The following is a 12,541-nucleotide window of genomic DNA, read 5'->3' as shown; positions in this document are numbered from 1 at the left end:
AAGCCGCCGCCGGTCAATCCGAGCCGACCAAGAGACCGATCCTCCCTCAATCAGATGGCCTTCATATATGAATAACTTTCCCCGGACAGTCCTGCACAAGGAGGGAGATTGGCCGTCATCTCCTCTTTTCGCCAATCTCCAACGTTGAAGGACAGGCGGGGCGGTGAAGCTGCCGATCTCCCCCTCGTGGGGGAGATGTCCGGCAGGACAGAGGGGGCGCGAAGGATCGCCGGCACCCCATTTCGCGTTCGCTCTGATCGGCAGCCGCCGCTCGGCATCAACGCGCGCGGATGAACTCCGCGAAGCCTGAAACGGCGTTGCGCATAGCCTGCCGGTTTTCCGGCTCGGCCAAGACGGCCTCCACCTCCGCCGGCTTCTTGCCGAGCAGGGCGATCTCCAGCATATCGTCGCAAAGCGCGAACGACATGGTGCGCATGATCTCGGCAAGGGCGGCGCGGGCAAACAGCGAGCGTGGCGAGGCGTGCACCAGCATGGCGGGCTTGGCGACGGCGGCGTCGCGCGATACCAGCCAGTCGAGCCCGTTCTTCAGCCCGCCGGGTACGCCGTGGGCATATTCGGGACAGGAGACGATAACGCCGTCGGCACGGGTGACGGCGTCGATCAGTTCGGTGGCTTCGAGCGGCGTCCGCTCGCCCTCATCGTCGGGATTGAAGATCGGCAGACGGCCAAGCCCGTCATAGACGGCGATGCGACAGCCGGTCGGCGCATTGCGCGCAAGTGCCGCGATCAGGGCCGAATTGGTCGAGGCCGCCCGCAGGCTGCCGGAGATGGCGAGGATGTTCAGCAAGGCAGGAAACCGGTGGACGAATCGTCGTCCGAAAAACCTACCACATCGTCTTCTTGTATTCCTCGTCGAGCCAGCGGTCGGTCGCCTCGGCCGAATCGGCAACCGCCAGCTGATCGCGCATGATCTGGCCGAGCGTCGGCAGCGTCGCGCGGTCGTACCAAGTTTCCGGTTTCCACAAATCCGAGCGCATGAAGGCTTTTGCGCAATGCATGTAGGCGGCCTTGACGCTGACCACGACGACGCTTTGCGGTTCCTTGCCGTCGATGGCAAGGCGATCGCGAAGGCCCCTGTCGACGGTGATGCGGGCGTCGCCGTTGACGCGCAGTGTCTCGTTCATGCCGGGAATGAGGAAAAGCAGCCCGACCGAAGGATTGAGGAGGATGTTCTCCAGCGTGTCGAGCCGGTTGTTGCCGGGCCGGTCGGGGATGGCGATGGTGGTGTCGTCGAGCACGGCGGCGAAGCCAGGCTTGTCGCCCTTCGGCGTCACGTCGGCATTGCCGGCGCCGTCGGATGAGCCGATCAGCACGAATGGGCTCTTGCCGATGAAGGAGCGGCAATGGCCGTCGAGCGCCTTCAATTCCTTGCGGATCGAGCCGTCGGTCGGCCGCGGCGTCTTGTAGATCGTTCTCAGTTCGTCGCGCGTGGTGACGAATTCCATCGCCCTCTCCCTATTTGCTGGTCTTGTCCTCGAGCGAATGGCGCAGGATCAGCGGCATCTGGCTGAAGGTGAACAGAAGCGTGATCGGCATGATGCCCCAGACCTTGAAGGTAACCCAGGCGTCGGTGGAAAAATTCCGCCACACCACTTCATTGGCAAGAGCCAGGAACAGGAAGAACAGGCCCCAGCGGAAGGTCAGCTTGCGCCAGCCTTCGGCGTCCAGGCTGAAGGCCGAATCGAAGACATAGCCGAGCAGCGACTTGCCGAAATAAAGGCCGCCGAGCAGCACGCCGCCGAACAGCGTGTTGACGATGGTCGGCTTCATCTTGATGAAGATGTCGTCCTGCAGATAGAGCGTCAGCGCGCCAAAGATGAAGACGACGACGCCCGACACCATCGGCATGATCGGCAAGGTGCGCATCAGCAGCCATGAGGCGATCAGCGCGATGGCCGTGGCGGCCATGAACAGGCCCGTGGCGACGAAGATCGGCCCGCCGAACTCGGCCAGAGCAGGGAATTTCTGCACCAGCCATTGGCCGCGCGCATTGGCGAAGAAGAACACCATCAACGGCCCCAGCTCCAGCACCAGCTTGAGCAGCGGATTGACGCCTTCCTTCTTTTGTTTTTGCGGGTCGGAGGGGTCGCGTTCGAGAATGGGTGGGTTCATGGAATCTCTTTCTTACGCATGATCTGATCCAAAAAGTCTGCAACTTTTTGGGACATGCTTGCTACGCTACTCCAGCAATCGCCCTGGCGAATTCGCTTGCTGAAAAAGGTTCGAGGTCGTCGACCTGTTCTCCGACGCCGATGAAATAGACCGGCAATTTGTGCTTTGCCGCGATCGCCACCAGAATACCGCCGCGTGCCGTGCCGTCCAGCTTGGTCATCACCAGGCCGTTGACGCCGGCGACATTGCGGAAGATCTCGACCTGGTTGAGCGCGTTCTGGCCGGTGGTGGCGTCGACCGTTTGCAAAACGGTGTGTGGCGCTTCCGGATCGAGCTTGCCGAGCACGCGGACGATCTTTTCGAGTTCCGCCATCAGTTCGGTCTTGTTTTGCAGGCGGCCGGCGGTGTCGATGATCAGCACGTCGGAGCCGGCTTCTTTTGCTCGTTCGAAAGCGTCGTAAGCCAAGCCTGCGGCATCGGCGCCGATCTTGGAGGCGATGACCGGCGATTTCGTCCGCTCGCCCCAGATCTTGAGCTGTTCGATCGCGGCGGCGCGGAACGTGTCGCCGGCGGCGAGCATCACCGACAGGCCGCCATCGGTGAGCTTGGCTGCGAGCTTGCCGATGGTCGTGGTCTTGCCGGTGCCGTTGACGCCAACGACCAGGATGACATGCGGCTTGTGGGACAGGTCCAGCTCCAGCGGCATGGCGACATGGGTCAGCACCTTTTCCACTTCAGCCGCCATGATGGCGCGTACTTCGGTGTCGGAGACATTCTTGCCGTAGCGGCTGGCGGCCAGTGCATCGGTGACGCGCAAGGCGGTCTCCATGCCGAGATCGGCACGGATCAGCACATCCTCCAGGTCCTGCAGCGTCTCTTCATCCAGCTTGCGCTTGGTGAAGACGCCGGCAATGTTGCCGGTCAGTTCCTTGGACGATCGGGCAAGCCCGTCCTTCATGCGCTGGAACCATGAACGCCTCGGCGCCGGCTCCGGTACCTTCTGCGGCTCGGCCTTCTGCTCGATCTTCTTGCTGACGGTCACCTTGCCGGGAGCGGGAACGGGTTTTGGCGCAGGTTGCGGGACGGCCTGCGGTTCGGGCGCGATCTCGGCAATGACCGGCTGCGATTCGATCGGCGCAGGCTGGCGAATGGGAGGCGCGATTTCGGCCCGCGAAGCTTCGGGCGGCGGGGCTTCGGGCGGCGTGCCCTCTACCTCCTCGATGAGGGAGGTCCCGAGCGCGGCTCGGCGGTGAGCGGCCTCCGCGCTGTCATCCCACCCCGCCGCTTCGCGTCGACCCTCCCCATCGAGGGGAGGGTGGGGCGTCGGCGAGGCCTCAAGCTCCGGTGCAATCTCGGCGAGGATCGGCTGCGTTTCGACCGGCGGAGGCTGAATGGGGGCTGGGATTTCCGCCGGTGGAATTTCGGGCTCCGGCTTTGCCGGTGGAACCTCGACCGGCGGGACCGGCACTTCGACCGGGGCCGGTTCGGGTTGCTTTTCCGGGCGCGACGGAACGATCTCCGGCTCGGTCGGCGCGGGTGGCGGCACCTCTTGCGGCTGCGGTTTGGGAGCAGGCTCCGGAACGGCGGGAGGCGTTGGTATTTCCTCGGGCGCCGGCGGCTCGGCAGGCGTCTCAGGCGCGGGTTCCTCTTCCGGCTCGGGCTCCGTCAGGGGTTCCGGCGCGGGCGGAACTATCGGCTCCGGTGCTGGCGGAATGGTCGGTGCCGGCTCGGGCTTTGGCTGTTCCGGCGCCGGTTCCGGCGCAGGAACCACCTCCGGCTCGACTGTCGGCGTCGGCGCGGTTTCCGCCTCGGGCTCCAGCTCGTCGCGCTTCAGAAACTCCGGAACGACCTGCTCGGCCGCCGGCTTCAGGGTATCGAGCGCTTCCCATTTGATCGGTGGCAGCGGGGTGGTCTCGTCGATCCGCTCCTCGACCACCTCTTTCTTGCCGAACGAAAATATCTTCTTGAAAAAACCAGCCATGCTTTGCGTTTCTCAGGCCGCGCGGGCGGCAAGGGGGGTCGCGATCAGCCGGGCGCCGTCATGGCCTGATATATCGGCCTCGACGATCTCGCCCGGCACGCCCGTGCCGAGTGCGGCAAGCGTAAACCCTTCGGTGCGGCCGAGGCCGTCGCGCTCGATCAGGATCGACTGACGGGTTCCGGACAGCGACGACAGATGCCTGATATACGCGGCTTCACCGGCGGCGCGCAGCCGGGCGGCGCGCTGCTTGACCAATTCGCGGCGGAGCTGCGGCATGCGCGCGGCAGGCGTGCCTTCGCGGGGACTGAACGGGAAGACGTGGAGATGGGTCAGACCACACTCCTCGACGATTTTTTCCGAGTTCTCGAACATCGCGTCGGTTTCGGTCGGGAAGCCGGCAATGATGTCGGCGCCGAAGACGATGCCGGGGCGTAGCTTGCGAACATCCTCGCAGAAGCGGATCGACTGATCGCGCAGATGGCGGCGCTTCATGCGCTTCAGGATCATGTCGTCACCCGACTGCAGCGACAGATGCAGATGCGGCATCAGCTTGGGCTCGGTGGCGATGGCGTCGAGCAGATCGTCGTCGGCTTCGATCGAATCGATCGAGGACAGCCGCAGGCGCTTCACGTCGGGCACCTGCTTGAGGATGGTTTTTACCAGCCTGCCGAGCTTCGGGGCGCCCGGCAGGTCGGCGCCAAAACTGGTCATGTCGACACCGGTCAGCACGATCTCGGCATAGCCGTTTCCGGCGAGCCGCTTGACCTGCTCGACCACGGCACCCATCGGCACCGAGCGTGAATTGCCGCGGCCGTAAGGGATGATGCAGAAGGTGCAGCGGTGGTCGCAGCCGTTCTGCACCTGAACGAAGGCGCGTGCCCGGCCCTCGATGGCGTCGACCATGTGGCCCGCGGTTTCGCGCACCGAAAAGATGTCGTTGACGCGCGCCTTTTCGGTGTCGTTGACGCCGAAATCCGGCAGCGCGCGATAGGAGTTCGCCTTCAGCTTCTCCTCATTGCCAAGCACGAGATCGACCTCGTCCATGGTCGCGAATTTTTCAGGCTCGGTCTGCGCGGCGCAGCCGGTGACGATGATACGGGCTTGCGGGTTGTCGCGGCGCGCCTTGCGGATCGCCTGTTTGGCCTGGCGCACCGCTTCGCCGGTGACAGCGCAGGTGTTGAAGATCACGGCGCCGCCTTCCAGCGCGCCGAGGCCGGCGGTTTCAGCCTCGCGTCGCATCACCTCGGACTCATAGGTGTTCAGCCGGCAGCCAAAAGTCACCACATCGATGCCCTTGGACACCGGGCTCTTGGACAGAGCGGACATCAGGCCGCGCTTTCGGTGTCGCGGGCCCACGTTCCGGTCGACGGATCGAAGCTGCCGGAAAATTCCCATTCGGCGGCGCCGGTGAGGATGACGTGGTCATCGTCGCGCCATTCGACATGCAGCGTGCCGCCGCCGGGGGTCAACAGGCTGACGCTGCGACCGGTCCGGTTGGTGCGGGCGGCTGCGACCACGGCGGCGCAGGAGGCCGAGCCGCAGGCCTTGGTCAGGCCTGCGCCACGCTCCCAAGTGCGGATGACCATGGTCTCGGGCGAGGTGACCTGAGCGATGGTGATGTTGGCGCGCTCGGGGAACATCGGGTGGTTCTCGAGCAGCGGGCCGAAGCGGTCGAGCTCGTAGGACCAGACGTCGCGGTCGACCCAGAAGATGGCATGCGGGTTGCCCATCGAGACGACCGAGGGCGAATGCAGCACCGGCGCGTCGATCGGGCCGATCTGCAGTTCGATCATGCGGGTGTCGTGGAATTCCTCGGCCAGCGGAATGTCCTGCCAGCCGAAACGCGGCGTGCCCATGTCGACCGAGATCGACCCGTCGGCATGTTCGCGCGCATTGAGGATGCCGGCAACGGTCTCGAAGGTGAAGGTCTTCTGGCCGGTCTCGGCGGCGAGCGCCTGGACGACGCAGCGCATGCCATTACCGCAGGCCTGCGCACTGGTTCCGTCGGAATTCAATATGTCGACGAAAAAGGCGGTCCCTGGCGTCCTGGCGTCGTGGATCGCCATGATCTGGTCGAACCTTGTCGCGGCATCGGCGTTCAGCGCGATTGCCGCAGTCGCCGTCACCCGATCGGCACGGCTACGCATGTCGGCAACGATGATCTCGTTACCAATGCCGTTCATCTTGGCGAAAGGGGCAGTGCTGGCCATTGCTCCGAAAATTCCGTGTCCGATTGGCGCTATATGGCGGAAACGGTCAGGAATTACCAGTGCAGAGCCGCTTTACGTCACCGCGAAAATGCCCAGTACCATCAGCAGGAAGATGATCAGAACGATGCCGATGAGGATGCGCGCACCGGTGGCGGCAGCACCGGCCAGCGCCGGCATGCCGAGCAAGCTCGCCGCCGCGGCGATGATCAGCAAAATGATGATCCATTTGAGCATGGGAATGCCTCGCAAACCGACACGTTTTGAAACCATATGAAAAACGCGGCTGCCGCGCTTGGGTTCCCGTCGGCTTGTGAGGCCAGATTCACGGCGAAACAGCCGGCGATCTCGACATCGGTGATGAAGGATGCCGTCTTGTTCGAACTCCTTCGGGCGAAACCGCCGACGTTGAGTTGGCCATAGCGAGCAGCATTGCCGCTCAAGGCACGGCCCAGACTTCGCCGGGCCGCAAGGCGCGAAAGCGCTCTCGTGGGATGCCTTGATCCTCGAGCGCCTCGGTCAATTTTCGTGCCGGCTCGTCTATCGGTTCGTCGGTGAGTTGGAAGGTGCCCCAATGGCAGCCGGCGGCATAGGCGGCGTTGCACAGTGTCATGCCTTGCGCAGCCTCCCCAGGGTTTTGGTGCTGCGGCGCCATGAACCAGCGCGGCTCATAGGCGCCGATCGGCAGGATGGCGAAGCGGAAGCCACCATGTTTCTCAGCCATCAGCCGGTAGTTGATGCCATCATGGAAGCCGGTGTCCCCGGCGAAATAGAGCTTGCTATCAGGCGTTTCGATGACGAAGCCGGCCCACAGCGCCATGCGCCGGTCGCGGGCGCCACGCGCCGACCAGTGGTGCACCGGCTCGACATGGACCGCGACGCCGTTGCCGACCTCGACCCTATCGCCCCAATCATGCGCCGACAGCCGCATGCCGGGGATAGCATCGCCGATGACGGCATCGTTGCCGAGCGGGGTGAGCACCAGCGGGTCGTGACTGGCTTTCAGCCGCTTCAGCGTGGCGAGGTCGAGATGGTCATAATGGTTGTGGCTGACCAGGACGAGGTCGATCGGTGGCAGGTCGGCGAAGGCGATGCCTGGCGGATTGATGCGTTTTGGTCCGGCGAAGGAAAGCGGTGACGCGCGCTGCGACCAGACCGGGTCGGTGAGGATGTTCAGGCCGGCCGTCTGAACCAGCAAGGTGGAATGGCCGACCATCGTCACATCAAGCGCGGCGCCTTCGACCTTCGCGGACGGCTTTGCCTGTGGAAAGGGGCTTGGATTCGCCGCCGGCCATTTCGAGCGCTTGCCATTCAACTGCCATTTCAGCAGGTCGGCGAAACGGCCGGGCAGCTGGCCGCCGGGATTGAAGAACAGGGTGCCGTCGAAATGATCGCTGGGCGGGCCGCTGTAATAGCGATTGGCGGCTCTCTTTCTCGCGGCCAATTTTGCGGCTCCAGCAGGTTTCGTCTCCCTGACATAGGCGCTATGCCTGCCTGCGCAAGCATTTGACCGCCGAATGCCAGGGCGGTACGGTGTCAATCTCAGGGCGACGCGCGACAAGCGGCCCATGCTCATCGCGATTGCGATAAATTTGCAACAAATCTTGCCGCAAACCGTATTTTAACCATATCGGGTTGAAATTTCGCCACCTTCTCCATCTTGGTGGGGGTGAGATTGTGCGGACGGCTTCCCCCCAGCCGGATCCGACGGAGGTTGGAATGACTTTTTCGAAAACCGGTCTGGTGGCCGTATCGCTGGCCGCGCTCGTTGCGAGCGGCTGTTCGACCTCACGCTTCTCGTCGATGGATGACCAGCAGCCGGCACCGCTGGAGGCCGCGCCCGCCGGCAAGGTGACCGCGAACCAGCTGCCGCCGCCGGCGTCGCCCGGAACCACGGACCCGTCGCAATTCCCGACCGCGCCGGCGAATACGCAGGTTGCCTCGCTGCCGCCGGACGGTACGGCGCCCGCCGGAGCCTCGGACCTCAACGCCGCCAGCGTCGCCGGTGTCTGGAACGCCAGCGTTTCGGGCCAGAGCTGCAAGGTGGCGACGCCGCAGACCAAGTTCGGCGCCGGCTTCCGCGCCGGGCCGCTGCATTGCCCGGCGCCGATCGACGGCATCAAGTCGTGGAACGTCGCCGGCAAGCAACTGACGCTTTATGACGAGAATGGTGGCGCGCTGGCGCGGCTCTATTCCTCGGGCGGCTCGAAATTCGACGGCCAGACGTCCAACGGCCAGCCGATTTCGCTTACAAGATAAGCTTGGTATCCTCTTATTTTTTGGCTCTACGCAATTCCGAACGGAAACCGCCACACACTTTCCTGGAATTGCTCCGGAACGACGTGACCGATGCATCTGCGTGACGGCCTCCAGACCCATGTGACCGTCAGGCAGCGCTACGACCATCTGGTGGAAACCGGTGCGATCGGCCGCGATCCGGCGCAGGAGCGGATCGCTGCCGCGCTCGACCGGCTGACCGACGAGATTTCGGCGAAGCGGCTGGCACAAAAGTCCAGTGCCCTGGGCTGGCTGTTTGCCCGCAGGCGCGAGACGCATGAGGCCGTCAAAGGCCTCTACATCCATGGCGGCGTCGGCCGCGGCAAGACCATGCTGATGGACATGTTCTTCGACCTGCTGCCGGTGCGACGCAAGCGCCGCGTCCATTTCAACGACTTCATGGCCGATGTGCAGGATCGCATCCAGAAGCACCGGCAGGCGCGCAAGAATGGCGACGTAAGGGAAGACGATCCGATCCCGCCCGTGGCCAAGGCGCTTGCCGAGCAGGCCTGGGTGCTGTGCTTCGACGAGTTCTCGGTTACCGACATTGCCGACGCGATGATCCTGTCGCGGCTGTTTTCGGCGCTGTTTGCCAGCGGCGTGGTGCTGGTCGCCACCTCGAACGTGGCGCCGGAAGATCTTTACAGCGACGGGCTGAACCGCCAGCTTTTCCTGCCTTTCATCGGCATTCTGCAGCGGCATGCACAGGTGCTCTCGCTCGACGCCGACAAGGACTATCGGCTGGAAAAGCTCGTCCGCACGCCGGTCTATGTCACGCCGGTCGATGCGGCAGCCGACCAGATACTCGACGAAGCCTGGCAAGCCATGACACGTGGCGTGCCGGAGGCCCAGATCTCGTTGACCCTCAAAGGCCGGCAAGTGGCCGTGCCGCGTGCGGCGGGCGATGCGGCGCGGTTCTCCTTCAGCGATCTCTGTGAAAAGCCGCTCGGCGCGCGCGATTTCTTGGCGATCGCCGGTCGCTTTTCGACCATCTTCATCGACCACGTCCCGGTGCTCGGCGAAGGCAAACGCAACGAGGCCAAGCGCTTCATCCTTCTGATCGACACACTCTATGACCATCATGTGCGGCTGGTGGTGAGCGCCGAAGCACCGCCGCCGCAGCTTTATGTGGCCAAACGCGGCGTCGAGGTCTTCGAATTCGAGCGCACGGCATCGCGCCTGATCGAGATGCAAAGCCGCGACTGGCTGGAGGATTGGGCGGAACGGCAGAAGGTGAAGGCGACGCCGGAAGCGCAGCAGGCGCAGGCATAGAGATGGAACCCCAGAAGGCGGATCTGTAGCGTTCCTTCACACCCCCCTCTGTCCTGCCGGACATCTCCCCCGCAAGTGGGGAGATCGATGTCTCGCCGGCTTTCGCCAATCTCCAACGACGCAAGAGGGTGGCGAAGCGACGAAGCTGCCGATCTCCCTCCTTGCGGGAGATGTCCGGCAGGACAAACACATCCTCTGCCACCCGCATCACAAGGGCGTCATAGCCTGGAAACAGCCTTCTGATTTCCATATTCATTGTGTAAACCTCCGAAGTCGGCTTACGAACTTTGACGTTTACGTAAACCCCAATGTTTCTAACCGATTGAAATTATTCACTCGAAAATAATCGATTGAATATATTTTCCACCGGGGCTACTGGATGCGGCGAAATCTCGCGGGTCCCCGCAGCATTCCGGCCTCTTCCTCGACTTCGTCAACCAAGTCGTCTGAGATTTGGGCGTCGTCACAGACAAAGGGAAAATCTCCTCACATGGCACGCAACAAGATAGCGCTCATCGGCTCTGGCATGATTGGCGGCACGCTCGCCCACATGATCGGCCTCAAGGACCTCGGCGACGTGGTGCTGTTCGATATTGCCGAGGGTATCCCGCAAGGCAAGGGGCTCGATATCGCGCAGTCGTCGCCGGTCGATGGCTTCGACAGCCGCCTCACCGGCGTCAACGACTATGCCGGCATCGAGGGTGCCGATGTCTGCATCGTCACCGCCGGCGTGCCGCGCAAGCCGGGCATGAGCCGCGACGATCTTTTGGGCATCAACCTCAAGGTCATGGAACAGGTCGGCGCCGGGCTGAAGAAGTACGCACCGAAAGCCTTCGTCATCTGCATCACCAACCCGCTCGACGCGATGGTCTGGGCGCTGCAGAAGTTCTCCGGCCTGCCGAAGAGCCATGTCGTCGGCATGGCCGGCGTGCTCGACAGCGCGCGCTTCCGCTATTTCCTGGCCGACGAATTCAAGGTCTCGGTCGAGGACGTCACCGCCTTCGTGCTTGGCGGCCACGGCGATTCCATGGTGCCGATGATCCGATATTCGACGGTTTCCGGCATTCCGCTGCCTGATCTCGTCAAGATGGGCTGGACCTCGAAGGAGAGGCTCGACCAGATCGTGCAGCGCACCCGCGACGGCGGCGCCGAGATCGTCGGTCTGCTCAAGACCGGCTCGGCCTATTACGCGCCGGCCGCCTCGGCGATCTCGATGGCCGAAGCCTATCTCAAGGACAAGAAGCGCGTGCTGCCATGCGCCGCGTATCTCTCCGGCCAGTATGGCGTCAAGAACACCTATGTCGGCGTTCCCGTGGTGATCGGCGCCGGCGGCGTCGAGCGCATCATCGAGATCGAGCTCAACAAGAGCGAGCAGAAGATGTTCGACAGTTCGGTGGCGACGGTGCAGGGCCTGACCGAGGCCTGCGTCAAGATCGCCCCGCAACTCGCCGCCAAGTAACCCGGAGAGAATCCAGATGAACATCCATGAGTATCAGGGCAAGGCGCTGCTGAAGTCTTTCGGGGCGCCGGTGGCCGAAGGCGTGCCGGTGTTCAAGGCGAGCGAGGCGGAAGCCGCAGCCAAGGCGCTGCCGGGTCCCCTCTATGTGGTGAAGAGCCAGATCCATGCCGGCGGCCGCGGCAAGGGCAAATTCAAGGAGCTTGGCCCGGACGCCAAGGGCGGTGTGCGGCTGGCCAAGTCGGTGGCCGACGTCGTCGCCAACGCCAATGAGATGCTCGGGCACACGCTGGTGACCAAGCAGACCGGCCCGGCCGGCAAGCAGGTCAACCGCCTCTACATCGAGGACGGCGCCGACATCGAACGCGAGCTTTATCTGTCGATCCTCGTCGACCGCTCGGTCGGCCGCGTTGCTTTCGTCGTCTCGACCGAAGGCGGCATGGACATCGAGGCGGTCGCCCACGACACGCCGGAAAAGATCATCACTGTCGCCATCGATCCGGAAAAGGGCGTCACATCGGCCGATCTGAAGGCGCTCAACGGTGCGCTGAAGCTCGACGGCGACGCGGCCAAGGACGGCGATACGCTGTTCCCGATCCTCTACAAGGCCTTTGTCGAGAAGGACATGAGCCTGCTCGAGGTCAATCCGCTGATCGTCATGAAGAACGGCCGGCTGCGCGTGCTCGACGCAAAGGTGTCGTTCGACAACAACGCGCTGTTCCGCCACCCGGACGTTCTCGAACTGCGCGACACCACCGAAGAGGACGAGAAGGAGATCGAGGCGTCGAAATACGACCTCGCCTATGTCGCGCTGGACGGCAATATCGGCTGCATGGTCAACGGCGCCGGCCTTGCCATGGCGACGATGGACATCATCAAGCTCTATGGCGCCGAACCTGCCAACTTCCTCGATGTCGGCGGCGGCGCGTCGAAGGAGAAGGTGACGGCGGCGTTCAAGATCATCACCAAGGATCCGGCGGTCAAGGGTATCCTGATCAACATCTTCGGCGGCATCATGAAGTGCGACATCATTGCCGAGGGCGTCATTGCCGCGGTCAAGGAAGTCGGCCTGGAAGTGCCGCTGGTGGTGCGCCTGGAAGGCACCAATGCCGAACTCGGCAAAAAGATCATCAACGACAGCGGCCTCAACGTGGTGTCTGCCGATGACCTCGACGATGCAGCCAAGAAGATCGTGGCGGCGGTGAAGGGCTGATC

The 12,541-nt window shown here is 63.4% G+C and carries 12 protein-coding genes; 4 read left to right on the top strand and 8 right to left on the bottom strand.

What is annotated here, in order from left to right:
- Positions 1 to 277: 277 nt before the first annotated feature.
- From NKI38_RS29370 to NKI38_RS29335, 8 genes are all read right to left on the bottom strand, one after another.
- On the bottom strand, positions 278 to 808 hold the full coding sequence (locus tag NKI38_RS29370) for an NADPH-dependent FMN reductase (RefSeq protein WP_352663864.1): 531 nt from the start codon (positions 806 to 808) through the stop codon (positions 278 to 280).
- Between the two features lie 37 nt (positions 809 to 845).
- Complete coding sequence (locus NKI38_RS29365) at positions 846 to 1,466, bottom strand: pyridoxamine 5'-phosphate oxidase family protein (protein ID WP_352663862.1); 621 nt, start codon at positions 1,464 to 1,466, stop codon at positions 846 to 848.
- A 10-nt stretch (positions 1,467 to 1,476) separates the two neighbouring features.
- The gene (locus tag NKI38_RS29360) at positions 1,477 to 2,133 is read right to left on the bottom strand and encodes a septation protein A (RefSeq protein ID WP_352630741.1); all 657 of its coding nucleotides are present in this window, start codon (positions 2,131 to 2,133) and stop codon (positions 1,477 to 1,479) included.
- A 61-nt stretch (positions 2,134 to 2,194) separates the two neighbouring features.
- The gene (gene ftsY, locus NKI38_RS29355) at positions 2,195 to 4,114 is read right to left on the bottom strand and encodes a signal recognition particle-docking protein FtsY (RefSeq protein WP_352663860.1); all 1,920 of its coding nucleotides are present in this window, start codon (positions 4,112 to 4,114) and stop codon (positions 2,195 to 2,197) included.
- A gap of 12 nt (positions 4,115 to 4,126) precedes the next feature.
- Complete coding sequence (mtaB, locus tag NKI38_RS29350) at positions 4,127 to 5,440, bottom strand: tRNA (N(6)-L-threonylcarbamoyladenosine(37)-C(2))-methylthiotransferase MtaB (RefSeq protein WP_352663858.1); 1,314 nt, start codon at positions 5,438 to 5,440, stop codon at positions 4,127 to 4,129.
- Positions 5,440 to 6,324 carry a diaminopimelate epimerase gene (gene dapF / locus NKI38_RS29345; protein WP_352663856.1) on the bottom strand — a complete coding sequence of 295 codons (885 nt, stop codon included), beginning with the start codon at positions 6,322 to 6,324 and terminating at the stop codon, positions 5,440 to 5,442. Before dapF ends, mtaB begins: the two co-directional genes overlap by 1 nt.
- A gap of 72 nt (positions 6,325 to 6,396) precedes the next feature.
- Positions 6,397 to 6,558 (bottom strand): DUF1328 domain-containing protein, encoded by a 162-nt coding sequence (locus NKI38_RS29340; protein WP_352630749.1) that lies wholly within the window; start codon positions 6,556 to 6,558, stop codon positions 6,397 to 6,399.
- 202 nt (positions 6,559 to 6,760) lie between these two features.
- Entirely contained in the window at positions 6,761 to 7,765 is a 1,005-nt protein-coding gene (locus NKI38_RS29335) for an MBL fold metallo-hydrolase (protein WP_352663854.1), read from the bottom strand.
- A 275-nt stretch (positions 7,766 to 8,040) separates the two neighbouring features.
- Here NKI38_RS29335 and NKI38_RS29330 point away from each other — a divergent pair, with 275 nt between their 5' ends.
- From NKI38_RS29330 to sucC, 4 genes are all read left to right on the top strand, one after another.
- Entirely contained in the window at positions 8,041 to 8,580 is a 540-nt protein-coding gene (locus NKI38_RS29330) for a protease inhibitor Inh/omp19 family protein (RefSeq protein ID WP_352630754.1), read from the top strand.
- Positions 8,581 to 8,670: 90 nt separating this feature from the next.
- A complete protein-coding gene (zapE, locus tag NKI38_RS29325; RefSeq protein ID WP_352663852.1) occupies positions 8,671 to 9,870 on the top strand; it encodes a cell division protein ZapE in 1,200 nt (399 codons plus the stop codon).
- A gap of 490 nt (positions 9,871 to 10,360) precedes the next feature.
- Positions 10,361 to 11,329 (top strand): malate dehydrogenase, encoded by a 969-nt coding sequence (gene mdh, locus NKI38_RS29320; protein ID WP_352663850.1) that lies wholly within the window; start codon positions 10,361 to 10,363, stop codon positions 11,327 to 11,329.
- A 16-nt stretch (positions 11,330 to 11,345) separates the two neighbouring features.
- A complete protein-coding gene (sucC, locus tag NKI38_RS29315) occupies positions 11,346 to 12,539 on the top strand; it encodes an ADP-forming succinate--CoA ligase subunit beta (protein WP_352630759.1) in 1,194 nt (397 codons plus the stop codon).
- The last annotated feature ends 2 nt before the right edge of the window (positions 12,540 to 12,541 follow it).

The organism is Mesorhizobium sp. M0621, from assembly GCF_040320745.1.
Classification (GTDB): domain Bacteria; phylum Pseudomonadota; class Alphaproteobacteria; order Rhizobiales; family Rhizobiaceae; genus Mesorhizobium.
The sequence above is the reverse complement of the archived record's forward strand: the minus strand, read 5'-3'. Positions and strand labels throughout refer to the sequence as shown.